Genomic DNA, 21,818 nt, shown 5'->3' with positions numbered 1-21,818 from the left:
CGAACTATGATCGAAGGGTGTCCGAATCCTCCCTCGCGGAAATGCTCCGCGCGCGCGGGCTGCGGCTGACAGCGCAGCGGCAGCTCGTGCTCCAGGCCGTCCTCGACCTCGGGCACGCCACCCCGGAGCAGGTGCACACGGCGGTCCGTGAGGTAGCGGCCGGCGTCAACATCACCACCATCTACCGCACCCTGGAGCTGCTGGAACGGCTCGGTCTGGTCACGCACACGCACCTGTCGCACGGTTCGCCGACCTACCACGCGGCCGGCGAGCACCAGCACGTGCACCTGGTGTGCCGGGAGTGCGGAGCGATCGACGAGATCTCACCCGAGATGCTCCGCCCGCTCGCCGACCAGCTGGCCGACCAGCGCGGGTTCCAGGTCGACATCGGGCACGTCGCGCTCTTCGGAGTCTGCGGCCGCTGCGCACAGAACGGGGAACGCACATGATCGACATCGCCGGAGCGGTGACCACCGACGCCATCGACGACCAGACCCGCGACCAGCCCGAACCGGCCCACCGCGCGGCCGGTGTCGGCCCGGTGGCCGCGCACTACGGCGACCCGATGCGCGAGCAGCGGCTCCTGGCCACCGGCGTGGGGCTGGTCGACCGCTCGCACCGGGGCGTGGTCGCCGTGCCGGGCGAGGAGCGGATCAGCTGGCTGCACACGCTGACCAGCCAGCATCTGGCCGCGCTGGCTCCGTGGCAGGGCACCGAGCTGCTGGTGCTCTCGCCGCACGGGCACGTCGAACAGCACGCGATGGTCGCCGACGACGGCGAGACCACCTGGCTGGACACCGAGCCGGGGATGACCGGCGGCCTGCTGTCGTACCTGGAGAAGATGCGGTTCTTCAGCAAGGTCGACCCGCGCGACGCCACCGCCGAGTACGCGCTGCTGTCGCTGGTCGGGCCGGACGCGCCCGGCGCGCTCGACACGCTCGACACGCTCGGCGTGACCGGGCTGGCCGCCCCCGACGTGGTCGCGGTGCCGGGTCCGAAGTTCCGCTCCGGCGAGCTGCCCGCGCGGCCCTCAGTGGTGTACGACGTCAAGCCGCTGCCGATCGGCGGCTGGGCCCGCCGGGTGGCGCTCGGCGTCGACCTGCTGGTACCCCGCGCGGCCATGGACGGAGTGGTCGCCGAACTGCGCGGCGCCGGGGTGCCGGTGGCCGGGCTGTGGGCGTACGAGGCGACCCGGGTGGCCGCCAAGCAGGTGCGGGCCGGGGTGGACACCGACCACCGCACGATCCCCGCCGAGGTGGACCTGATCGCCCCGGCCGTGCACCTCGACAAGGGCTGCTACCGGGGGCAGGAGACAGTGGCCCGGGTGCACAACCTGGGCAAGCCACCGCGCCGGCTCGTCCTGCTGCACCTGGACGGCGTGATGAGCGACCAGCCGCCGGCCGCCGGTACGCCGGTGACGCTCGACGGACGGACCGTCGGATTCGTGGGCACCGCCGTGCAGCACTACGAGCTGGGCCAGGTCGCGCTGGCGGTGCTGAAGCGCAACACGCCCGACGACGCCCGCCTGCTGGTCGGCGAAACCGCCGCCGCCGTCGACGTGTAAGGAAGGGCCCCCTTTTAACGCCTCCGGTAGAGGAAGGGTCCCTTCTTAACGCCGCTCACGCCGGAAATCCTCCGGTCGACCCGGCGCCGGGCGCCGGTCTAGGATCCGGGGCATGACGACAGGGACGTTGATCACGGTTGCCCCCACCGGCGCGGAGTCGGCGAAGGCGGAGGTGCCGGCGCTGCCGGTCACGCTCGACGAGCTGCTGCTGACCGCCAAGGAGTGCGAGGCGCTGGGCGCCGCCGTGATCCACGTCCACATCCGCGACGACGACGCGCGGCCCACGCTCGACCAGGGGCGGCTGCGGGCCACCGTGGCGGCGCTGCGGGAGAACACCGACCTGATCGTGCAGCTCTCCTCCGGCGGCGCGGTGACCGACCCGGAGTCCGCCCGGCTCGCCGTGCTCGACGCCGGGCCGGACATGGCCTCCTGCACCATGGGCACCGTCAACTTCGGTGACGACGTGTTCCTCAACCGGTGGGAGTTCATCGTCGACCTGCACACCCGGATGCAGGAGCGGGGCGTCGTCCCCGAGTACGAAATCTTCGACCTGGGCCACCTCACCGCGTTGCAACGGCTGCTCGGCAAGTACGGCCTGCCGCACGGCGGGCACGTGCACGTCGACTTCGTGATGGGTGTGCCGGGCGGCATGCCGGGCACCACGGCGACCCTGGTGGCGGCCCAGCAGATGCTGCGCGACCTGCCGGAGGGCACCACGTTCTCGGCCACCGGCATCGGGCGCAGCACGATCCCGGTGATGATGGCCGCGCTGTCGACCGGCGGTCACCTGCGCGTCGGCATGGAGGACACGGTCACGTACGCCAAGGGGCGCCCGGTGGAGTCCAACATGCAGCTCGTCGCGCGGGCGGTCGGCTTCGCCCAACTCGCCCAGCGGCCCCCGCTGAGCACCGCCGAGGCCCGTACGCTGCTCGGGCTTCCGACTGCCGCCCGGTAAGCGGCGCACCGGCCGGCAGCCATGTACGGCCCCGGACGACGTCGCAGGTCACCCCGCCGCCTACCGGGTCCGCCCCATCGGTACCGTCCATAACGTGGGAAAGACGTACGAGGGCGGCGTGCCGCTCGCCGAGGTGGTCCGGTCCGGCTTCGTGGAGGGCGTCCACCGGGGTTCCGTGGTGGTGCTCGACGCCGCCGGTGCGCCTGTCGCCGGGGCCGGAGACGTCACCTCGCCGATCTTCCCCCGCTCGTCCAACAAGCCGATGCAGGCGATCGGGATGCTGCGGGCCGGTCTGCCGCTCACCGACCCCGCCGACGTGGCGCTGGTCGCGGCCAGTCACGCCGGTGAGGAGTTCCACATCGAGCGGGTGACCGCGCTGCTGCGCGACGCCGGGCTGACCGGGGACGCGCTGCACTGCCCGCCGGACCTGCCGGTCGGCGAGGCCGCCCGCGAGGCGGTGCTGCGGGCCGGCGGAGGTCCCGCCCGGGTGCTGATGAACTGCTCCGGCAAGCACGCCGGCATGCTGCGCACCTGCCTGGCCGCCGGCTGGCCGCTGGACGGCTACTGGCGGCCCGAGCACCCGCTGCAGCAGCGACTGGCCGCCACGATCGAGGAGTTCACCGGGGAACGGGCGGCGGCGGTCGGGGTGGACGGCTGTGGCGCGCCGGTGCTGGCCGTCTCGCTCACCGGGCTGGCGCGAGCGTTCCTGCGGCTGGTCGACGCCGAGCCGGGCACCGTCGAGCGGACCGTGGCGGACGCGATGCGGACGTACCCGGAGCTGGTCGGCGGCACCCAGGCCGAGGACACGCGGCTGATGCGCGGCGTACCCGGCCTGCTCGCCAAGGTCGGCGCGGAGGGCGTGATCGCGGCGGCGGTCCCGGGGGTCGGCGGGGTCGCCCTGAAGATCGATGACGGCGCGGCCAGGGCCCGCATGCCCGTCCTCGCCTCGGCGCTGTCCCGCCTGGACGTCCGCGCGCCGATCCTCACCGAGTACGCCGAAACCCCCGTGCTGGGCGGCGGCCTCCCCGTAGGCGCAACCCGCCCTCTCTGGTAACCCCCACGCTGCCCCGCCCTGGCTCGGCGATCTTGCACCTTCGGCCCCAGGTGTGCCCGTAACGCCCTGTTTGTCGGGGTAGCGAGTGCAAGATCGCCGGGGGTTGGAGTGCGAGAGGTCAGGGGAGGAAGGACAGGAGGGCGGGGTTGACCTCGGTGGGGCGCTCCAGGGGGAGCAGGTGCGCCGCGTCGGGGACGTCGGGGAGGCGTACACCTCGCGGGGCCTCGTCGGCGATGCGGTCGGCCAGGCGGCGGATGTCGGCCAGGTCGTCGGCGCCGGTGCCGACCAGCACCGGTACGCGCAGCTCGCCCAGCCGGTCGATCGCCGGCGGGTCCAGCTCGCCGACGTCGATCGCGCTCAGCGCCTGCTCGGCGGCGAGCGCCCGGCGGTCCATCTCCTCGGCGAACCGGATCAGTTCCGGGTCGACGTCCTCCGGGCGGCGGGTCGGGCCGACCACCCAGAACCGCACCTCCCCGGCGGCAGTGGCGGCGAAGTCCTCCGGGTCCACGTCGCCGACCAGTTCCTCCCAGAGCTGCTCGGTTTCCTCGGACCACTCGTTGCCGGAGACCGGCGCGCCGAAGAGCGCCAGCGCCGAGATCCGCTCCGGGTGGGCGAGCGCGGCGTCCACCGCGACCCGGCCGCCGAACGAGCAGCCGACGAGCGCGGCCTGCTCGATGCTCAGCGCGTCGAGCAGCCCGATCACGTCGTCGTGGTGGGTGAACGGCGTGGGCGGCAGCTCCGACTCGCCGTAGCCGCGCAGGTCCAGCGCGATGACCCGGTGCCGTTGCGCGAGCGCGGGGATCTGCCCGCGCCACATCCGCCGGTCGGCGATGCCGGCGTGCAGCAGCACCACTGCGGTGCCGGTGCCGGTGCCGCTCTCGTCGTACGCGAGCCGCGCGCCGTTGATCTCGATCTTGGTCACGGGGAAGAACGGTACGGACCGGACATGGGCTCCGCAACCGCCATTGGTGACCCTGCTAACTCTGGTTAGCGTTTTGCTTGCAGGAGTTAGCAGCCCGAGCTAGCGTTGAGTCATGGCCACCAGCAAGGACCTTCCCGATGTCGGCGGGTTCATTCGCGACCTGCGGCGCAACGCGAAGATCTCACTGCGCCAGCTCGCCGAGCAGGCGGGTGTCAGCAATCCCTACCTGAGCCAGATCGAGCGAGGGCTGCGCAAGCCGAGCGCCGAGGTGCTCCAGCAGCTCGCGAGCGCGCTGCGCGTCTCCACCCCGGCGATGTACCTGCGGGCCGGGCTGCTGGACGACAAGGAGGGCCAGGGCGTGCTCGCGGCGATCGCTGTCGATCCCGAGCTGACCATGGCCCAGAAGCAGTCGCTCACCCAGATCTACGAGACGTTCCGGCGCGAGAACGCGCGCCTGGCCGAGGCGACCGAGGTAGCCGCGACGACGGAAACGGCCGAGACGGCCGCCCCGACGGAGCCGGCCACCGCGCCCGAGGCTCCGGCGACCGTCACCGCTGCAGCTACCGGTCCCGTCACGCCGGAGGGCACACCGACCGAGGCGGTCCTCGAATCGGTAGCCGTCACCGAAGCGGGCGCCGCGCCCGCGCCGACCACCGCCGCCCCTGAGCACACGACCGCCCGCCGGGCGGCCCAGAAGGCCGCCGGTGCGGCCGAGGAGGAGCAGTCATGACCACCCAGCCGAAGACCAACCGCATTCCCGCACCCCTCTACGCCGCCGCCGGCGCCGGTGAGCTGGCCCTGGAGCAGCTGCGCAAGCTGCCGACGGTGGTCAGCGGCCTCGGCACCCGGGTCGTCGCCGACCTCGGCGGCAAGGCCGTCGTCACCGGTTTCGAGCTGCGCCAGAAGGCCACCGAGACGCTGAAGACCGCCAACCAGACCGCCACCGGGCTGCGCGAGCGGGCCGTCGCCACCGACCTCGACCAGCTCCGCGAGGCGGCCAACCTGGAGAAGCTGCGCGAGGCCGCCAACCTGGAGAAGCTCCGGGACGCCACCAACCTGGACAAGCTCCGCGAGGCCGCCACCCGCAACGCCGCCGTGGTGGTGGCCGGTGCGCACGCCGCGCAGGAGCGCGCCATGGCCGCGTACGCCGAGCTGGTCGCCCGCGGTGAGCGCGTCGTCGGCGCCGGTGTGCTGGAGGCCGCCGACACGGTGAACGCCGACATCGCGGCCACCGAGGCCGTCGGAATCGACGTGGCCCCGAAGGCCGCCGAAACCCCGAAGACCGACGCCGCCCCGAAGGCCGCCGCCGTGACGACTGACGTGCCCAGCCCGGCCGAGGTGGCCGAGGCGGTGGCCGCCAAGCCGGCCGCGGTGAAGCGCACCCGCGCCACCAAGGCGACCGCGACCAAGGCCGCCAAGCCGGCCACCCCGTCGGCGAAGCTGCCGAAGGCCACGAAGCGGACCCGCCCGGCCGCCGAGTGATCCGTCGCACCAGCGGGACCCCGGACAACGTCTTGTCGGACGTTTCCGGGGTCTCGGCATAAGCTTGCCCCCATGGCCATCGCCGCGCCGATTTTCGCGTTCGCAGTCCAAGACGTGATCCAGCTGATCCTGCTCGTCTTCGCCCTGGTCGTTCAGGGAGTGGCGCTGGTGCACGCGGTCACCCAGCGCGGCGACGGATTCGCCGCGATCGGCACGCTGCCCAAGGGCGGCTGGGTCGCCATCCTGGCGGTCTGCCTGCTGTTGACCCTGCTCGGCTTCGGCCCGATCAGCCTCTTCGGACTGATCGGCATCGCGGCCGGTCTCATCTACCTGCTCGACGTGCGGCCCGGCCTGCGGGACCTGCACGACGGCCGAGGGTCCTGGTGAGAGGTTTCCGCTGGCCCCCGCCGCCGGACGGCGGTCCCCGCACCTGGGGGCCGGGTCCCGGCGCGCCCCGGACCGGGCGGCCCGCGCTGCCGGAGCCGGAGACGGAGCTGGTCGCGACGCCGCACGGCGTGAGCCTGGAGCGCCTGGTCACCGGCACCGGTGAGCCGGTCACCGTGTTCGCGCACGGGCTGGGCAACGGCATCGCCACCACCCGTCCGTTCGGCAGCGGCGTCGCCGGTCGGCGCATCTTCTTCCAGTTCCGTGGGCACGGCCGCTCCGACTCCCCGCCCGGCCCGTGGAGCTATCTGGATCTCGCTCGTGACCTGCGTGCGATCTCGGACCTGGGCGGCGCGACCAGGGCGTTCGGTGCCAGCCTCGGAGCGGGCGCGCTCTGCCGGCTGCTCGCGGAGAGCCCGGAACGCTTCGAGCGGCTCGTCTTCTTCCTGCCCGCCGTGCTGGACACGCCGCGTGGCGAGGTGGCGCGGGCCCGGCTCACCGGCCTGCTCGACGCGGTGGCCGAGGGTGACGCCTCGGCGCTCGCCGACGTGGTGTCGCTGGAACTGCCGCCGTCGGTGCGCAACACGCCCGCCGGCTGGGCCTATCTGCGGCAGCGGCTCGACCAGTTGCTGCGCGACGGGCTCGCGCCGGGTCTGGCCGACCTGCCCGGGCAGGCCCCGCTCGACGACGCCGGGTCGCTCGCCGCGGTCACCGCGCCGGCGCTGGTCATCGCCGCCGCCGACGACGACCTGCACCCGGTCGCCGTCGCCGAACGGCTGGCCGCCGCGCTGCCCAACGCCACACTGCACGTGTACGACCGGCCCGGCGTGCTCTGGACCGAACGCGCCGACCTGCGGGGGCGCGTCTCGGAGTTCCTGAACGGGTAACGTCGCCGTCCATGGGCGTCACACACCACGGCCGTACGCACCGGCTCGACCTCGCCGACCCGACCCTGCGCGAGTGGACGTGCCGGGTGCTGGCGGCCGATCCCGAGCAGGGCATCGTGCTGGACCGGTCCGCGTTCTACCCCGGTGGCGGCGGGCAGCCGCCGGATCACGGGGTGCTGCTCTGGCAGGGCGTACAGACCCGCATCGTCGGCACCCGCAAGGGCGACGACCTGTGGCTGATCCCGGCCGAGGGCGACCCGGTGCCGCCGGTCGGCACCGAGGTCACCGGCGCGGTGGAGGACGCCCGCCGGACCATGCTGATGCGTACCCACTCCGGGCTGCACGTGCTCTGCGGCGTGGTGTTCCGTGACTTCGGCGCGCTCGTCACCGGCGGCAACATGGAGCCGGGCGAGGCCCGGATGGACTTCAACCTGCCCGAGGTGCCGCCGGACTTCAAGGCCCGCATCGAGGAGCTGGTGAACGCCGAGGTGGCCGCCGACCGGTCGGTCGCCGTGCGGGTGCTGCCGCGCGCCGAGGCGCTCGCGCTGCCGGACATCATCCGTACCCAGTCGAACCTGATCCCGCCGGAGGAGCAGGAGGTGCGGATCGTCGACATCGTCGGGCTGGACGTGCAGGCCGACGGCGGCACGCACGTCGCCTCCACCGCCCAGATCGGCAAGGTCCAGGTGGTCAAGGTGGAGAGCAAGGGGCGGGCCAACCGCCGGGTACGCGTGCGCCTGGCGGACTGACCCGTCCGGTCACCGCGGCAGGTGAGCGGCCCGGACGGCGAGCAGCCAGCGTTCCACTGTCTTCTCGTCCGGGCGCTCCGGCAGCGGCGAGCGGATCCGGTCGAACTCGGCCTCGGCGTCCGCCACCAGGGCCTGCGCGTCGTCCAGCGCGCCTCCGGCGACCCGTTCGCCGAACGCGCGGAACCAGTCCGGGTCGGCGAGGCGGATCTCCAGCACGCCCGTGGCGTACAGCGCCCGGCCCTGGTGCAGCAGTCGGGCCAGGTGCCGGGCGTGCTTCGCCGAGCGCCGTCGCCCACCGGTGTCCGTCGGGGTGGCGGCGAGCCTGCGGAACTGCTGGGCGGCGTACCCGACGTAGGCGTCGCGGACCCGGGGCGCGCTCAGGAACGCCGACCGGATGGCGATCAGCTCCTCGCCGAATGCGGTACGCGTCTCGTAGCAGTCGTCGGGCAGCCACATCAGCTCGGTGGCTGTCGGGTTGCCGCTCAGCGCCAGCAGCGCGTACTTGCGGGCCTCGTGCAGGGTGACGTCCGGCTCGGTGGTCACGACCGACTCGCGGGGCGGGCGCAGGCCGTGGAACGCGACCGTGGGCGCGGCGAACACGCCGAGCCGGTCGGTGTCCGAGCCGGGACCGGCCAGCCCGTACGCGACCGAGCCGACGATCCCGGACAGCAGCAGGTGCATACCGGTGATGATCGCCCATCCGGGTCTCCCGGGAAACCGGACTTCCGCTGTCAGGTATCTGTTACACGGTGATCCCATGAACTCACCACTGACCGGAACTGTCGCGCTCGTCGCGGGCGCGACCCGGGGCGCCGGCCGGCAGATCGCCGTGCAGCTCGGCGCCGCCGGAGCCACCGTCTACGCCACCGGCCGCACTACCCGGGAGCGCCGCTCCGAGATGGACCGGCCGGAGACCATCGAGGAGACCGCCGAGCTGGTCACCGCCGCCGGGGGCACCGGGATCGCCGTCGCGGTCGACCACCTCGACCCCGAACAGGTACGCGCCCTGGTCGAGCGGATCGACGCCGAGCAGGGCCGCCTCGACGTGCTCGTGAACGACGTCTGGGGCGCGGACCCGCTGATCACCTGGGAGAAGCCGGTCTGGGAGCAGCCGCTCGACGCCGGGTTCCGCACGCTGCGGCTGGCAGTCGACACGCACATCATCACCAGCCACTTCGCGCTGCCGCTGCTGATCCGCAACCCGGGCGGGCTGGTCGTCGAGGTCGGCGACGGCACCAAGGAGCACAACGACAGCGAGTACCGCCTGTCGGTCTTCTACGACCTGGCGAAGGTGTCGGTGAACCGGCTCGGCTTCAGCCAGGCGCACGAGTTGGCCCCGCACGGCTGCACAGCTGTCGCGCTCACGCCCGGCTGGCTGCGCTCGGAGGCGATGCTCGAACACTACGGCGTCACCGAGGCCACCTGGCGCGACGGCGCGAAGACCGAGCCGCACTTCGTCATGTCGGAGACGCCGGCGTTCGTCGGGCGCGCGGTCGCCGCTCTGGCCGCCGACCCGGACCGGGCCCGCTGGAACGGGCAGTCCCTCGACAGCGGCGGCCTGGCCCAGGTGTACGGCTTCACCGACATCGACGGCACCCGCCCGCACTGGGCCCGCTACTACGAGGAGGTGGTCAAGCCGGGCAAACCGGCCGACGACGCCGGCTACCGCTGACCGGCGTCCTTCGACGGTTCGGTGTAGAGCGCCGCCGCGCGGCGGGCCGCCTCGGCGAAGCGAGCCCGCAGCTGCGGCGGCGCCAGCACCTCCACCTCCGGGCCGAGCGCCAGCAACTGGCTGTACGCCACGTCCACCGACTCGACCGGCAGTCGCAGCACCAGCCGCCCCTGCTCGTCCGGCGGCCCGGCCGCGTCGACGGCCTCGGTGTAGACGAACGGCGCGTCCACCAGGCGCCGCAGCGCCCGTAGCCCGGCCGGGCCGAGCCGCACTGTGACCCGCTCCCGCAGCAGCTCACGCAGGAACGCGCCGGCCTGCTCCCGCCAGTACGCCCCGAGGTCGAAACCCTCGTCCCGGTCGAATCCGTCGGCGCTCACCTCGACCGCCACCACCCGGTCCACCCGGTACGTCCGCCAGGCGTCGCCGACCCGGCCGGCCAGGTACCAGACCCCGTTCTTCAGCACCAGCCCGTACGGCGCCAGCGTGCGGTTCACCTCCCGGTCCCCGCGCCGGTAGCGCAGTTCGACCATCCGGTCCCGCCAGACCGCCCGGGCCAGCTCGGCGAGCGTCGGCGGTGCGGGGGTCTCCCGGAACCAGCCGGGCACGTCCAGGTGGAACCGCTGCCCGGTACGCGCGGGCGCGTCCCGCAGGCTCGGCGGCAACGCGGCCAGCACCTTCAGCTCGGCGGCGGCCACCGAGTCGGCCAGTCCCATGTCCCCGGCCGGACCGGGCAGCCCGGCCAGGAACAGCGCCTCGGCCTCGTCCCGGCTCAACCCGGTCAACCGGGTCCGGTAGCCGCCGAGCAGCCGGTAGCCGCCCGCCCGGCCCCGGTCCGCGTACACCGGAACACCGGCGGCGGACAGCGCCAGCACGTCCCGGTAGACGGTGCGCTCGGACACCTCCAGCTCGCGGGCCAGCTCGGCGGCGGTCATCGTCTCCCGGGACTGGAGCAGCAGCACAAGCGAGATCAGCCGGGACGCACGCACAGGCCCATTGTGGTGCACCGGCAGATTAGGCTGTGCCGTCGTGAACGCCTCCCGTACCGTCGCGCCCGTCACCGGCGCGGCCACCCGCTTCCTCGGCGGCGTCAGGCTGCTGCTGCGCGGCTTCGGCATGTACGTCCGCAGCCCGAAGCTGATGCTGCTCGGCGTGATCCCAGCGCTGATCACCGGCGTGCTCTACGTGGCGCTGTTCGCCACGCTGCTCTACTTCGTGGACGACCTGGCGGGCTGGCTCACCCCGTTCGCCGACGACTGGTCGTCGCCCTGGCGCGGGCTGCTGCGGGTCGCCGCCGGACTGGCGGTGGTCGGGGTCGCCGGGCTGATCGGGGTGCTCACGTTCACCGCCGTCACGCTCGTCATCGGCGACCCGTTCTACGAGGCGATCTCGGAGCGGGTCGAGGACCGGCTCGGCGGCACCCCGGGCGCGGTGGACGTGCCGTTCTGGTCCTCACTGCGGCGCAGCCTCGCCGACTCGCTGCGCCTGGTGGCGCTGTCCGCGTTGATCGGCGTACCCCTGTTCGCCGCCGGTTTCATCCCGGTGGTGGGTCAGACGGTGGTCCCGGTGGTCGGTGCCCTGGTGGGTGGCTGGTTCCTGGCGCTGGAGCTGGTCGGCGCGCCGTTCTACCGGCGCGGGATGCGGCTGCCGGACCGGCGGGTGCGGCTGCGGGCCGACCGGCCGACGGCGCTCGGCTTCGGGGTGGCGGTCTTCCTGTGCTTCCTGATCCCGCTCGGCGCGGTGCTGGTCATGCCGGCCGCCGTCGCCGGCGCCGCGCTGCTGGCCCGCCGGTCGCTGGGCCAGCCCATCGAGGAGAGCTGAGATGGACACCGTCCTGATCGAGGGGGACATCACCGCCCAGCAGGTCGACGCGATAGTCAACGCCGCCAACTCGTCGCTGCTCGGCGGCGGGGGCGTGGACGGCGCGATCCACCGGCGCGGCGGCCCGGCGATCCTGGAGGAGTGCAGGGCGCTGCGCGCCTCCCGCTACGGGCGCGGGCTGCCCACCGGCCAGGCCGTCGCCACCACCGCCGGCAACCTGCCCGCGCGCTGGGTGGTGCACACGGTCGGGCCGGTCTTCTCGCCGGGCGAGGACCGGTCGGCGCTGCTGCGCGACTGCTACGCCAACAGCCTGCGGGTCGCCGACGGGCTGGGCGCGACCCGGATGGCGTTCCCGCTGATCTCCGCCGGGATCTACGGCTGGCCGGTCGAGGACGCGGTGGCGCAGGCGCTCAGCGTGCTGCACGCGGCCACCCCCGCGCACGTCACCGAGGCCCGGCTGGTGCTGTTCGGCGCCGACCCGTACGCCGCGGCGGTGCGGGTGGCCGCCGGGCTCAACTGAGTTTGCGCCGGCACGACCACTGGCTGTCCACCGGCCGGTAGCCGAGCCGCTCGTTCACCGCCAGCATCGGCGCGTTCGCCTCGTCGTTCGACGTGTACGCGGTGCGTACCCCGCGTGCCGCGGCGGCGTGCAGCGCGGCCTGCTTGGCCAGCCGGGCCAGCCCGCGTCCCCGGTACGCGGGCAGCGTGCCGGTGAAGTCCGACCACATCCGGTCGCCGTCGCGCTTGACCAGGCTCAGCGCGACCAGTTCGCCGTCCACCTCGGCGAGCGTGCTGGCCTCCCGGTCCAGCCCCGGGTTGTCCCAGCACTCGTGCCGCCACAGGTCGAAGCCGAGCGAGTCCGTCGGCACGTCCCCCGGCTCGTCCCGGGACGACTCGGCGTCGACCCGGTGCACCAGGCGCGGGTCGAGCCCGGCGGCGGACACCAGCCGTACGCCCGGCGGCGCCTGCGGCATCGGCAGGGCGGTGGTCAGGTCGAGCGCCGAGTAGCGCAACTCCCGGCTGGCTGTGAAGCCGTGCCGCTGCGCGAACGGCAGCGACTCGGTCCGCGCGTGGGTGAGCACCCGGGTGGCCCCGAGCGTCCGCAGGTGACCGAGCGCGGTGTCGAACAGCGCGGTGCCGGCGCCTTGGCGGCGGTGCTCCGGATGCACGTGCAGCAGGGCGATCTCGCCCACGCCCGGTGTCGAGGTCTGCGTGTTGCGGTACGCCGACACCCAGCCGACGATCTGCCCGTCCGCCTCGGCGACCCAGCCGGCCCAGCCCTCACCGGGCGGCGGTTCGGTGATCATGCGTCGGGTCGACTCGACGCCGCGCACCAGGTAGGGATAGACGAGCGCGCGTAACGCCACCACGGCGGGCGCGTCGTCGGCACGGGCGGGACGGATCAGGGCTCCACTCACCCGGCGGACCCTAGACCTGCCGCCCTCCGCGCCGCGACCGGTTAACGCGCGGCGGGTTGTACCGGGCGGGCCGTTAAGAGGGGCCCCCTCCTCTACCTGAGGCGTTAAGAGGGGGCCCTTCCTTACGCGGACTCGCGCAGCACCAGCTCCGTGGGGAGCACCAGCGTCTGCTCGACCGTCTCGCCCGCCGCGATCCGCAGCAGCTGCCGGGTCATCGACCGGCCCAGCTCCACTATCGGCTGCCGCACGGTGGTCAGCGGCGGCTCGGTGTACGCGGCCGTCTCGATGTCGTCGAAACCGATCACCGCCACGTCCTCGGGCACCCGCCGCCCGGCCTCCCGCAGCGTCCGCAGGGCGGCGTGCGCCATCAGGTCGGAGGCGGCGAACACGGCGTCCAGCTCCGGGTCGGCGGCGAGCAGCTCGCGCATCGCGGCGGTGCCGGACTCCCGGGTGAAGTCGCCGTACGCGACCAGCTCCGGCAGCCCGGCCTCGCTGATCGCGCTGCGGTAACCGATCAGCCGCTCGATCCCGGCGACCATGTCCTGCGGCCCGGCGATGGTGGCGATCCGCCGTCGTCCGCTCGTGATCAGGTGCTGGACCGCCGTGCTCACGCCGCCTTCGTGGTCGACGTCCACGTACGGGACGTCGGCGCCGTCGAGCGGGCGTCCGCTGCACACCACCGGAATGCCGAGGCGGGCCAGCCGGCCGGGCAGCGGGTCCTCGCCGTGCAGCGAGGCGAACAGCACCCCGTCGACGTGCCGGCCGGTGGTGTACCGCTCGACCCGTTCGTGCCCGGCCGGTGAGCCGGCGAGCATCAGCACGAGCTGCTTGTCCGCCGCCTCCAGCTCCTGCGCCGCGCCCCGGATGATGCCCGGGAACACCTGGTCGTCGGAGAAGACCCGGGTGGCCGCCTCGGGCAGCACCAGCGCGACCGAGTCGGTCCGCTGGGTGACCAGGCTGCGGGCGGCGAGGTTCGGGACGTACCCGAGTTCCTCGACCGCCCGTCGTACTGCCTGCCGGATCGGCTCGGCCACAGTGGTCGAGCCGTTCACCACCCGGGAGACGGTGGCCCGGGACACGCCGGCCAGCCGGGCCACCGCCTCCAGGGTCGGTCGCTGTGCCGTCGTCATCCCCGTTACCACCACCTCGTCACAGCCCGTTCCGGGCGATCACCTCCTGGTACCAGCGGGCACTGCGCTTGGGTGTGCGCCGCTGGGTCAGGTAGTCGACGTGGACGATCCCGAACCGCTTCCGGTAACCCTCGGCCCATTCGAAGTTGTCCAGCACCGACCATACGAGATAACCGCGCAGGTCCACGCCGCGGGCGATGGCTTCGTGCGCCGCGCGCAGGTGCCCGTCGAGGTAGGCGACCCGGTCGGCGTCGGCCACCCCGCCCTGCTCGTCGACGTCGGTGTCCGGAAACGCCCCGCCGTTCTCGGTGATCACCAACGGCAGCCCGGGGTAGTCGGCGGCCACCCGCTCCAGCAGCCGGGTGAGCCCGGCCGGCTCGATCGACCAGCCCATGTCGGTCAGCGGCCCGGCCGGCGGCAGGAACTCGACAGTCCCGGCGGTGCCCGGGTAGGCGTCGCCTCCGGCGCCGCCGGCCCGTCCGGCCACGTACGTGGGCGCGTAGTAGTTCAGGCCGAGCAGGTCCAGCGGCGCGGCGATCAGCTTCTCGTCACCGTCCCGCACGAAGTCCGGCGCGACGATCTGGCTGACGTGGGCCAGCACGTCCGCCGGGTAGCCGGCGCCGGTGAGCGGGTCCAGGAAGATCCGGTTGTGCAGGCCGTCGACGAGCTTGACCGCCTCGGCGTCTGCGGCGCTCGCGACGTCCGCCGGCTGCACGTCGGCCAGGTTGAGCGTTATCCCCAGCGTCTCCACGCCGGCCGAGCGCAGCGCCCGCGCCGCCAGGCCGTGGCCGAGCAGCAGATGGTGTACGGCCCGGAACGCGTCACCGGCGTCCCGCCGCCCCGGCGCGTGCACGCCGGAGCCGTACCCGAGGTAGGCCGAGCACCACGGCTCGTTGAGCGTGGTCCAGGTGCGGACCCGGTCGCCGAGGCTGCCGTGCACGGCGAGCGCGTACTCGGCGAAGTGCTCGGCGGTATCCCGGACGGTCCAGCCGCCCCGGTCCTCCAGCGCCTGCGGCAGGTCCCAGTGGTAGAGCGTGACGATCGGATCTGTGCCGGCGGCCAGCAGCGCGTCGGTCAGCCGGTCGTAGAAGTCCAGACCGCGCGGCTCGACCGGACCGGTGCCGTCGGGCCGGACGCGGGGCCAGGACACCGAGAACCGGTACGCCCGCAGCCCCAGCTCGGCCATCAGCGCGACGTCCTCGGCGTACCGGTGGTAGTGGTCGCAGGCCACGTCGCCGGTGTGGCCCTGGAACACCGCGCCCGGCGTACGGCTGAAGGTGTCCCAGATCGACGGGCCGCGACCGTCCTCGCGGGCGGCGCCCTCGATCTGGTACGCGGCGGTGGCCCCGCCCCAGACGAAGCCCTCCGGGAATCGGACGTTGCTCATGCTTTGACCGCACCTTCCATGATGCCGCCGATGATCTGGCGGCCGAAGACGATGAACACCAGCAGGAGCGGCAGCGTGGCGATGGCCGTGCCGGTGAACACCTGCGACATGTCCTGGTAGTAGCCGTCGGAGAGGGCCCGCAGCGACAGCTGCACCGTCGGGTTCTCCGGGTCGTTCAGCACCGCGTACGGCCACAGGAAGTCGTTCCAGGTGGTCATGAACGTGAGCAGGCCGAGCACGGCGGCGGCCGGGCGCAGCGCGGGCAGCACCACGTTCCAGTAGATCCGGGCGGTGTTGCAGCCGTCCATCCGGGCCGCCTCGATCAGCTCGGTGCTGACCGCCTGGCCCGCGTACTGGCGCATCATGAACACGCCGAAGCCGGTGACCAGTGCCGGCACGATCACGGCGGGCAGCCGGTCGTTCCAGTTCAGCTTCGTCATCAGCAGGTAGAGCGGGATCACGCCGAGCTGGGTGGGGACCATCATGGTGGCGACGATGACCAGCAGCAGTGCGTTGCGCCCGCGGAAGCGCAGCTTGGCGAACGCGAACCCGGCCAGCGTGGAGAAGAACACCACCGAGATCGTGACGGTGGTGGCCACGATGGCGGAGTTGATCAGGCCGGTCAGGAAGTACGCGTCGGTGTTGTCGAACAGCCGGGCGATGTTGGCGCCGAGGTTGCCGCCGGGGGTGAGCGGCGGCGGCACCTGGCCCATCGTGTCGCTGGTCCGGCTGGCCACCACGAACATCCAGTAGATCGGGAAGATCGACAGGACGGCCGAGAGGGTCAGCGCCAGGTAGGTGAGCCGGCTGGCCGACCAGAGGCGGGTCATCGGGAGACCTCCTTGCGGGAGCCGCCGCCGAGCCGGCGCAGGAGCAGGACGTTTATCGCCGCCACCACCGCGATGAGCGCGAACAGCAGCCAGGCCACCGCCGAGCCGTAGCCGAAGTTGTAGTGCGGCGCGAACGCGTTCTCGAACATGTACATGGTCACGGTCTGTGACTCCCGTAGCGGGCCGCCGCGGATCGCGTTGGTGCCGGAGTTGAACATCCGGGGCTCGGTGAAGAGCTGGAGACCGCCGATGGTGGAGATGATGACCGCGAAGATGATCGTCGGCTTGAGCAGCGGAACCGTGATGGACCAGAACTGCCGGGCCCGGCCGGCGCCGTCGATCGCCGCCGACTCGTACAGGTCGCGGGGGATGGCCTGCATGGCGGCCAGGAAGATCAGTGCGTTGTAGCCGGTCCAGCGCCAGTCGACCATGGTGGAGATGGCGACCCAGGCGGCGAACCGGTTCGCCTTCCAGTCGATCGCGCTGACGCCGACGTGGTCGAGCAGCCAGTTGATCATGCCGAACTCGCGGCCGAACAGGACCGCGAACACGATCGCCACGGCGGCGGTCGAGGTGACGTTCGGGATCAGCACCGCCATCCGCCAGGTGGTACGGGCGCGGAGCTGGCGGTTGAGCAGGTTGGCCAGCCAGAGCGCGGCGAGCAGCTGGGGGACCGTGGAGATCACGAAGATGCCCAGCGTGTTGACCACCGAGTGCCAGAAGTCCGGGTCGGCGAGCAACTGGGTGTAGTTGTCGAAGCCGATGAACGGGTGCTCGGCGCCGAGCAGGTCCCAGTCGTGCAGCGAGACCCAGAAGGTGTACGCCAGCGGGTACGCCCCGAAGACGCCGAAGAGCAGGAAGAACGGGGCGACGAAGAGGTACGGCGAGTACTTGGTGTCGAACCGGCTGAGCCGGTTGCCCAGGCCGGGACGGGTGGGGCGGGGTGCCGGTGCGACCGGCGGGCGGGCGTCGAGCTGGACGGCCATGACCCGGGACTCCTTTCCGCCGTGCGGGCGGCACCCGTTGCCGGGACCGCCCGCACGCGCTGCTCGGGTTACTTGGCGGCGGCCTTCTCGGCGTTGGCGACCGCGTCGGTCCAGCCCTGTTCCGGCGAGCGCTTACCCAGCTCCACGCTGCGGACGGCGTTCTCGACCTCGGTCCGCACGGCCTGGTTCTTCGGGCCCATGTAGACCGGCTTCAGGCTCTTGGCACCCTCGGCGAAGATCTTCCCGACCGGGGCCTCGGAGAAGTAGGCGTTCTTCGAGTCGACGATCGCCGGGTCCTCCAGCGCCTGCGGCGAAGAGGGCAGGGGACCCTTCGCCTTGAACGCGCCGATCTGGCCCTTGGCGCTGGTCAGGAACTTGGCCAGCTCGATCGCCTCGGCCTGGTGCTTGCTCTGCTTCGGCACCGCCAGGAACGAGCCGCCCCAGTTGCCGCCGTTGCCGGGGATCTGGGCGATGTCCCACTTGCCCTTGGCGCCCGCGCCGGCATTGCCCTCGATCACACCGGTCATCCAGGCCGGGCAGGCGATGGTGGCGAACTTCGACTGCTTGAACGCCGAGACCCACTCCTCGGACCACGAGCCGTACTTGCCGGACAGCCCCGAGTCGATGATGTCCATCGTGGTGTCGTACGCCTGCTTCACCGCCGGGTTGCTGCCCACGACCAGCTTGTTGTCGGTGTCGTAGTAGCTGTAGCCGTTGGCGTTGCCGGCGGTCTGGAGCAGGATCGTGTTGAACGTGTTCGTCGCGGCGTCCAGGAACGAGGCGCCCGTCTTCTTCGCGGTGAACTGCTCGCCGACCTTGATGTAGTCCTGCCAGGTGGGCCAGAGCTTGGACACCGCCTCCCGGTCGGTGGGCAGGCCGGCCTTGGCGAAGAGGTCCGTGCGGTAGCACATGGCCATGCCGCCGATATCAGTGCCGAGGCCGATGAGCTGCTTGCCGTCGGCGGTGAGGCCCTGGTTCCACTTCCAGTCGAGGAAGTTGCCCTTCAGGTCGGCCGCACCGTGGTCGAGCAGGTTGACGAAGTTCTGCGGGTTGGCCTTGTACTCGACGAGCAGTCCCTCCTCGATGGCGACCACGTCGCCGGCGCCCTTGCCCGCGGCTAGCCACTGGGTGAGCTTCGGGGAGTACTCGTCGAGGTTGCCGCCGGTGCCGCGCTCGACGATCTTCACGCCGGGGTGGCTGGCCATGTACTCCTGGTAGAGATCCGCGTAGCCGAACTGGCCGAAGACGTCGACGGTGAGCGTGATCGGCCCGTCGGCGGCGGCCTCGTCGTCGCCGCCTGCGCAGGCGGTGGTGCCGAGCAGCGCGGTGGCGGCGACCAGGGCCACCGCCGCCAGGCGACGGCGCGTGAAGGTGAGCATGCTGTCCTGACCTCTCGGGGTCGTCGAATCGGGTGGTGGAAGACGGTTCCGGAACTAAGAGAGCGCTCTCACGACAGCGTGGTGGAGGGTCCCGGACCTTGTCAAGAGAGCGCTCTCAGAGCAACCGAAAAAGGCGGAGAGGGACGGTTACCGCCCCTCTCCGCCCGTAATCGCCGCCCGGCTCGGCGCTGGCCTCAGCCGACCCGCAGACCGTCCAGCAGGCCGCGGTCGCCCGCCACGTCCAGCGCGTCGAAGCTGATCCGGCCCATCAGGGCCAGCAGCAGATCGCTCGCCGTGCCGGCCATTTGCGCCCGGGCCCGGTGGTCGTCGTGGTCCAGAATCGTCGCGGTGTCCAGCAGCGCGACCCCCTCGCCGCGCAGCCGCAGGTACCACTCCTGCGCGGCGTCCGTCGCGCTCAGCTGCACCACGCCGTGCCACTGCCCCGGCCGCACCCGCCGGCCCGCCGGGAGCCAGGTGTCCAGCACCTCGCTCACCCCGTCGGCCGCGAGCTTGGCCTCGATCGGATCACCTGCCCCGATCGCGAGCTGGGCGTCCCAGCGGTGCACAGCGGTCTCGTGCGCCAGCCGGCGCGGCCAGAACGCCGCCTTCTTCGGCTGGGGTGCGAAGTTCCAGGCCGGCGCCTCCGGATCGGTCGCCTCCAGAAGCGCGCTGATCCGCTCGTACTCCCGCGTGTACCACTGGGCCGGGGTCAGGCCCGCCGGCGGCTCCGGGTCGTGCCTCTCCGGACGGGTGGTGCCGCCGGTGGTCAGCACGGTGCCCGCCCAGACGTACACGCGGGTCAGGTGATGGGCGAGATCGGTCACCGTCCAGCCGGGACAGGACAGCACGGGTGTCTCGGGCGGCGCCTCCGACACCGCCGTGGCGAAGGCGGGGCCCTCCGTACGCAGCGCGCCGATCCAGAAGTCCTTCGTGTGGTGCAGTCTGCTCATCGCCATCCTCCCGGGGGTGACCGGGCCACCAGTGGGTGCGCCGGCTACCCCTCAGCCTAGGGTGAAAGGCGTGTCAGACGTCTACGCCGATCCGACGACCGCCGCCGACCCGACCGACCCGGTCACCCTGGCGCGCTACACAACGCTGCGGCTCGGCGGGCCCGCCGGGCGGCTGGAGATCGCCGGTGACACCGCCCAGATCGTACGAAAAGTGCAGGAAGCGGAGGCCCGCGAGCAGGCCGTGCTGGTCCTGGCCGGCGGCAGCAACGTGGTCATCGGCGACCAGGGCTTCCCGGGCACCGTCGTGCTCGTCCGCTCACGCGGGTTCCAGGTCGTCGCCGAGGAGGGCGACACCGTCACGGTACGTGTGCAGGCAGGCGAGCCCTGGGACGACTTCGTCGCCGCCACCGTCGAGCGCGGCTGGTCCGGGCTGGAGTGCCTCTCCGGCATCCCCGGCTCGGCCGGCGCGACCCCCATCCAGAACGTCGGCGCGTACGGCCAGGAGGTGGCCGAGACGATCGTCGCCGTCGAGGCGTACGACCGGACGGAGCGCCGGGTGGTGCGGATCGCGGCGGCCGACTGCGGCTTCGTCTACCGGGGCAGCATCTTCAAGTACAGCGACCGCTGGGTGGTGCTCTCGGTCGATTTCCGGCTCGCCCGGTCCCCGCTGTCCGGGCCGGTCCGCTACGCCGAACTGGCCCGGGCGCTCGGTGTCGAGGTCGGCGACCGGGTGCCGCTGGTCGAAGCCCGGTCGACCGTGCGGCGGCTGCGCGCCGGCAAGGGCATGGTGCTCGACCCGGCCGACCCGGACACCTGGTCGGTCGGCTCGTTCTTCACCAACCCGGTGCTGGACGGCGAGGCGTACGAACAGCTCCGGGAACGCGCCACCGACCTGGGCGAGCCGCCGCACTGGCCGGGCGTCGACGGCATGGTGAAGGTCAGCGCGGCGTGGCTGATCGACAAGGCGGGCTTCGGCAAGGGGTACGCCGGCCCGGAGGGCGTCACCATCTCCAGCAAGCACACGCTCGCGCTGACGAACCGCTCTGGCGCCGCCAGCACGGCCGCGCTCGTGGCGCTGGCCCGCGAGATCCGCGACGGCGTGCAGTCCCGCTTCGGCGTAACCCTGCACCCCGAACCAGTCCTGATCAACTGCACCATCTAACCCCGCCCTCGCCCCCGCCCTCGCCCCACCTCGCCGATCTTGCGCTTCCGACCCTCGGCGCGGGTGGTTTGCCCGCTTTGCCCGGACGACAAGTGCAAGATCGGCGCTGGGCTCGGCAGGGCCACCGAGGGCTCCCGGGGGAAGGGTGGGCAATTCCTTGATCTTGGAGTTGTGGCACGTCACGAACTGCGCTAACCGAACATCCGAGGCGCCGCAACTCCAAGATCGACGGGGCGACGGGGCGACGGGGCGACGGGGCGGGGTGCGAGGGTGGGTGCGGGTGTGGCGGGTCAGCGGGGGGATACGGCGGGCCAGGGGAGCGTGAGGTAGCCGTGGCGCCACGTGCGAGAGCTGTCCTGGATCGGCCAGCCTGACTCCTTCACCGCCTCGACCGTTCGCAGCCAGCGCTGCCGCGGCCCGAACGGGGCGTAGCCGGCGGCCGAGCGCCACGCCTGCTCCAGCGCCTCGATCAGGTCGTGGATGCGTTCACCTGGGACGTTGCGGTGGATCAGCGCCTTCGGCAGCCGTTCGGCGAGCGTCGCCGGGCTCTCCAGCGTGGTCAGCTTCGCCGACAGCGTGAGCGTGCGCGGGCCGGTGGCGTCCAGCAGCACCCAGGAGCCGAGCCGCCCCAGCTCGTCGCAGGTGCCCTCGACCAGCAGCCCGCCCGGCGCGAGCCGGCCGGTGACGGTGTGCCAGGCGTCGGCCACCTCGCTCTCGTCGTACTGGCGTAACACGTTGAACGCCCGCACGAGCGCGGGACGCAGTCCGGCCAGCTCGAAGCCGCCCCGGGCGAACGTCAGGCCGGGCGGGTCGGCGGCGGGGCGGGCGGCGGCCACGCGTACCGGATCGATCTCCAGGCCGACCACCCGCACGTCGGCGCGGACCCCGGCGGCCAGCCGGGCCCGCAGCTCGACCGGGGTGACCGGGGTGGCGCCGTAGCCCAGGTCGACCACGAGCGGGTCGGCGGCGGCGCGCAGCGCGTCGCCGCAGGTCTCGACGATCCAGTTGTCCACCCGCCGGAGCCGGTTGGGGTTGGTGGTGCCCCGGGTGGCCACGCCGAGCGGACGCTCCATCAGTGCCTCCGGGTCA

Annotated in this window: 24 protein-coding genes; 13 read left to right on the top strand and 11 right to left on the bottom strand. The window is 72.7% G+C overall.

Annotated features, from left to right (window positions below; translation table 11 throughout):
* Positions 1–41 precede the first annotated feature (41 nt).
* The 4 genes from FHU28_RS31860 to FHU28_RS31845 all read left to right on the top strand — a co-directional run bounded on the left by FHU28_RS31860 (position 42) and on the right by FHU28_RS31845 (position 3,573).
* Positions 42–449: a Fur family transcriptional regulator gene (locus tag FHU28_RS31860; protein WP_184690079.1), complete on the top strand. Its 408-nt coding sequence runs from the start codon at positions 42–44 to the stop codon at positions 447–449.
* On the top strand, positions 446–1,564 hold the full coding sequence (gene ygfZ / locus FHU28_RS31855; RefSeq protein ID WP_184688897.1) for a CAF17-like 4Fe-4S cluster assembly/insertion protein YgfZ: 1,119 nt from the start codon (positions 446–448) through the stop codon (positions 1,562–1,564). Before FHU28_RS31860 ends, ygfZ begins: the two co-directional genes overlap by 4 nt.
* Before the next feature lie 112 nt (positions 1,565–1,676).
* Positions 1,677–2,519, top strand: a complete 843-nt coding sequence (locus FHU28_RS31850) for a beta-keto acid cleavage family enzyme (protein WP_184688895.1) — start codon at positions 1,677–1,679, stop codon at positions 2,517–2,519.
* A 94-nt stretch (positions 2,520–2,613) separates the two neighbouring features.
* The gene (locus FHU28_RS31845) at positions 2,614–3,573 is read left to right on the top strand and encodes an asparaginase (RefSeq protein ID WP_311773684.1); all 960 of its coding nucleotides are present in this window, start codon (positions 2,614–2,616) and stop codon (positions 3,571–3,573) included.
* Positions 3,574–3,691: 118 nt separating this feature from the next.
* Here the strand turns inward: FHU28_RS31845 and FHU28_RS31840 are convergent, their stop codons facing one another.
* On the bottom strand, positions 3,692–4,495 hold the full coding sequence (locus tag FHU28_RS31840; protein ID WP_184688893.1) for an alpha/beta fold hydrolase: 804 nt from the start codon (positions 4,493–4,495) through the stop codon (positions 3,692–3,694).
* Between the two features lie 112 nt (positions 4,496–4,607).
* Between FHU28_RS31840 and FHU28_RS31835 the strand changes: the two genes are divergently transcribed.
* The 5 genes from FHU28_RS31835 to FHU28_RS31815 all read left to right on the top strand — a co-directional run bounded on the left by FHU28_RS31835 (position 4,608) and on the right by FHU28_RS31815 (position 7,997).
* The gene (locus FHU28_RS31835; RefSeq protein WP_184688891.1) at positions 4,608–5,225 is read left to right on the top strand and encodes a helix-turn-helix domain-containing protein; all 618 of its coding nucleotides are present in this window, start codon (positions 4,608–4,610) and stop codon (positions 5,223–5,225) included.
* On the top strand, positions 5,222–5,977 hold the full coding sequence (locus FHU28_RS31830) for a hypothetical protein (protein WP_184688888.1): 756 nt from the start codon (positions 5,222–5,224) through the stop codon (positions 5,975–5,977). The genes FHU28_RS31835 and FHU28_RS31830 overlap by 4 nt, the downstream gene beginning before the upstream one ends.
* 72 nt (positions 5,978–6,049) lie before the next feature.
* Positions 6,050–6,364 (top strand): DUF2516 family protein, encoded by a 315-nt coding sequence (locus FHU28_RS31825; RefSeq protein WP_030504568.1) that lies wholly within the window; start codon positions 6,050–6,052, stop codon positions 6,362–6,364.
* Positions 6,361–7,248 (top strand): alpha/beta fold hydrolase, encoded by an 888-nt coding sequence (locus FHU28_RS31820; RefSeq protein ID WP_184688886.1) that lies wholly within the window; start codon positions 6,361–6,363, stop codon positions 7,246–7,248. The genes FHU28_RS31825 and FHU28_RS31820 overlap by 4 nt, the downstream gene beginning before the upstream one ends.
* 11 nt (positions 7,249–7,259) lie before the next feature.
* A complete protein-coding gene (locus FHU28_RS31815) occupies positions 7,260–7,997 on the top strand; it encodes an alanyl-tRNA editing protein (RefSeq protein ID WP_184688883.1) in 738 nt (245 codons plus the stop codon).
* Positions 7,998–8,006: 9 nt separating this feature from the next.
* On the opposite strand, the gene FHU28_RS31810 is transcribed toward FHU28_RS31815, so the two are convergent.
* Positions 8,007–8,678, bottom strand: a complete 672-nt coding sequence (locus FHU28_RS31810; RefSeq protein ID WP_184688881.1) for a nucleotidyltransferase domain-containing protein — start codon at positions 8,676–8,678, stop codon at positions 8,007–8,009.
* A 76-nt stretch (positions 8,679–8,754) separates the two neighbouring features.
* Here FHU28_RS31810 and FHU28_RS31805 point away from each other — a divergent pair, with 76 nt between their 5' ends.
* Positions 8,755–9,669, top strand: coding sequence for an SDR family oxidoreductase (locus FHU28_RS31805; RefSeq protein WP_184688879.1), 915 nt, complete (start codon positions 8,755–8,757; stop codon positions 9,667–9,669).
* Here the strand turns inward: FHU28_RS31805 and FHU28_RS31800 are convergent.
* On the bottom strand, positions 9,660–10,655 hold the full coding sequence (locus tag FHU28_RS31800; protein WP_184688877.1) for a helix-turn-helix transcriptional regulator: 996 nt from the start codon (positions 10,653–10,655) through the stop codon (positions 9,660–9,662). The genes FHU28_RS31805 and FHU28_RS31800 overlap by 10 nt on opposite strands.
* Positions 10,656–10,695: 40 nt before the next feature.
* Here FHU28_RS31800 and FHU28_RS31795 point away from each other — a divergent pair, with 40 nt between their 5' ends.
* Both FHU28_RS31795 and FHU28_RS31790 read left to right on the top strand, forming a co-directional pair.
* Positions 10,696–11,487 carry an EI24 domain-containing protein gene (locus FHU28_RS31795; RefSeq protein WP_184688874.1) on the top strand — a complete coding sequence of 264 codons (792 nt, stop codon included), beginning with the start codon at positions 10,696–10,698 and terminating at the stop codon, positions 11,485–11,487.
* 1 nt (position 11,488) lies between these two features.
* Positions 11,489–12,007, top strand: a complete 519-nt coding sequence (locus tag FHU28_RS31790) for an O-acetyl-ADP-ribose deacetylase (protein ID WP_184688872.1) — start codon at positions 11,489–11,491, stop codon at positions 12,005–12,007.
* Here FHU28_RS31790 and FHU28_RS31785 read toward each other — a convergent pair.
* The 7 genes from FHU28_RS31785 to FHU28_RS31755 all read right to left on the bottom strand — a co-directional run bounded on the left by FHU28_RS31785 (position 12,000) and on the right by FHU28_RS31755 (position 19,567).
* A complete protein-coding gene (locus FHU28_RS31785) occupies positions 12,000–12,905 on the bottom strand; it encodes a GNAT family N-acetyltransferase (protein ID WP_184688870.1) in 906 nt (301 codons plus the stop codon). The genes FHU28_RS31790 and FHU28_RS31785 overlap by 8 nt on opposite strands.
* A 122-nt stretch (positions 12,906–13,027) precedes the next feature.
* Positions 13,028–14,035 (bottom strand): LacI family DNA-binding transcriptional regulator, encoded by a 1,008-nt coding sequence (locus FHU28_RS31780; RefSeq protein ID WP_116505108.1) that lies wholly within the window; start codon positions 14,033–14,035, stop codon positions 13,028–13,030.
* Positions 14,036–14,054: 19 nt separating this feature from the next.
* Positions 14,055–15,422 (bottom strand): GH1 family beta-glucosidase, encoded by a 1,368-nt coding sequence (locus FHU28_RS31775; RefSeq protein WP_184688868.1) that lies wholly within the window; start codon positions 15,420–15,422, stop codon positions 14,055–14,057.
* A complete protein-coding gene (locus tag FHU28_RS31770) occupies positions 15,419–16,252 on the bottom strand; it encodes a carbohydrate ABC transporter permease (protein ID WP_030504579.1) in 834 nt (277 codons plus the stop codon). The genes FHU28_RS31775 and FHU28_RS31770 overlap by 4 nt, the downstream gene beginning before the upstream one ends.
* The gene (locus FHU28_RS31765; protein WP_184688866.1) at positions 16,249–17,238 is read right to left on the bottom strand and encodes a carbohydrate ABC transporter permease; all 990 of its coding nucleotides are present in this window, start codon (positions 17,236–17,238) and stop codon (positions 16,249–16,251) included. Before FHU28_RS31765 ends, FHU28_RS31770 begins: the two co-directional genes overlap by 4 nt.
* 68 nt (positions 17,239–17,306) lie before the next feature.
* Positions 17,307–18,617, bottom strand: coding sequence for an ABC transporter substrate-binding protein (locus FHU28_RS31760; RefSeq protein WP_184688864.1), 1,311 nt, complete (start codon positions 18,615–18,617; stop codon positions 17,307–17,309).
* 194 nt (positions 18,618–18,811) lie between these two features.
* Positions 18,812–19,567, bottom strand: coding sequence for a maleylpyruvate isomerase family mycothiol-dependent enzyme (locus tag FHU28_RS31755; protein WP_184688862.1), 756 nt, complete (start codon positions 19,565–19,567; stop codon positions 18,812–18,814).
* A 70-nt stretch (positions 19,568–19,637) separates the two neighbouring features.
* On the opposite strand from FHU28_RS31755, the gene FHU28_RS31750 reads away from it, so the two are divergent.
* Entirely contained in the window at positions 19,638–20,729 is a 1,092-nt protein-coding gene (locus tag FHU28_RS31750) for a UDP-N-acetylmuramate dehydrogenase (RefSeq protein WP_184688860.1), read from the top strand.
* 290 nt (positions 20,730–21,019) lie between these two features.
* Here FHU28_RS31750 and FHU28_RS31745 read toward each other — a convergent pair whose 3' ends face one another.
* Entirely contained in the window at positions 21,020–21,802 is a 783-nt protein-coding gene (locus FHU28_RS31745) for a class I SAM-dependent methyltransferase (protein ID WP_184688858.1), read from the bottom strand.
* Between the last annotated feature and the right edge of the window lie 16 nt (positions 21,803–21,818).

It is taken from the genome of Micromonospora echinospora (assembly GCF_014203425.1).
In the GTDB taxonomy this organism is placed as follows: Bacteria; Actinomycetota; Actinomycetes; order Mycobacteriales; family Micromonosporaceae; genus Micromonospora; species Micromonospora echinospora_A.
The sequence above is the reverse complement of the archived record's forward strand: the minus strand, read 5'-3'. Positions and strand labels throughout refer to the sequence as shown.

Coding starts and splice junctions, on each gene's coding strand:
- FHU28_RS31860 (WP_184690079.1), top strand. CDS start 42: ATGCTCCGCGCGCGCGGGCTGCGGCTGACAGCGCAGCGGCAGCTCGTG.
- ygfZ (WP_184688897.1), top strand. CDS start 446: ATGATCGACATCGCCGGAGCGGTGACCACCGACGCCATCGACGACCAG.
- FHU28_RS31850 (WP_184688895.1), top strand. CDS start 1,677: ATGACGACAGGGACGTTGATCACGGTTGCCCCCACCGGCGCGGAGTCG.
- FHU28_RS31835 (WP_184688891.1), top strand. CDS start 4,608: ATGGCCACCAGCAAGGACCTTCCCGATGTCGGCGGGTTCATTCGCGAC.
- FHU28_RS31830 (WP_184688888.1), top strand. CDS start 5,222: ATGACCACCCAGCCGAAGACCAACCGCATTCCCGCACCCCTCTACGCC.
- FHU28_RS31825 (WP_030504568.1), top strand. CDS start 6,050: ATGGCCATCGCCGCGCCGATTTTCGCGTTCGCAGTCCAAGACGTGATC.
- FHU28_RS31815 (WP_184688883.1), top strand. CDS start 7,260: ATGGGCGTCACACACCACGGCCGTACGCACCGGCTCGACCTCGCCGAC.
- FHU28_RS31810 (WP_184688881.1), bottom strand. CDS start 8,678: ATGCACCTGCTGCTGTCCGGGATCGTCGGCTCGGTCGCGTACGGGCTG.
- FHU28_RS31805 (WP_184688879.1), top strand. CDS start 8,755: ATGAACTCACCACTGACCGGAACTGTCGCGCTCGTCGCGGGCGCGACC.
- FHU28_RS31790 (WP_184688872.1), top strand. CDS start 11,489: ATGGACACCGTCCTGATCGAGGGGGACATCACCGCCCAGCAGGTCGAC.
- FHU28_RS31780 (WP_116505108.1), bottom strand. CDS start 14,035: ATGACGACGGCACAGCGACCGACCCTGGAGGCGGTGGCCCGGCTGGCC.
- FHU28_RS31775 (WP_184688868.1), bottom strand. CDS start 15,422: ATGAGCAACGTCCGATTCCCGGAGGGCTTCGTCTGGGGCGGGGCCACC.
- FHU28_RS31770 (WP_030504579.1), bottom strand. CDS start 16,252: ATGACCCGCCTCTGGTCGGCCAGCCGGCTCACCTACCTGGCGCTGACC.
- FHU28_RS31765 (WP_184688866.1), bottom strand. CDS start 17,238: ATGGCCGTCCAGCTCGACGCCCGCCCGCCGGTCGCACCGGCACCCCGC.
- FHU28_RS31760 (WP_184688864.1), bottom strand. CDS start 18,617: ATGCTCACCTTCACGCGCCGTCGCCTGGCGGCGGTGGCCCTGGTCGCC.
- FHU28_RS31755 (WP_184688862.1), bottom strand. CDS start 19,567: ATGAGCAGACTGCACCACACGAAGGACTTCTGGATCGGCGCGCTGCGT.
- FHU28_RS31745 (WP_184688858.1), bottom strand. CDS start 21,802: ATGGAGCGTCCGCTCGGCGTGGCCACCCGGGGCACCACCAACCCCAAC.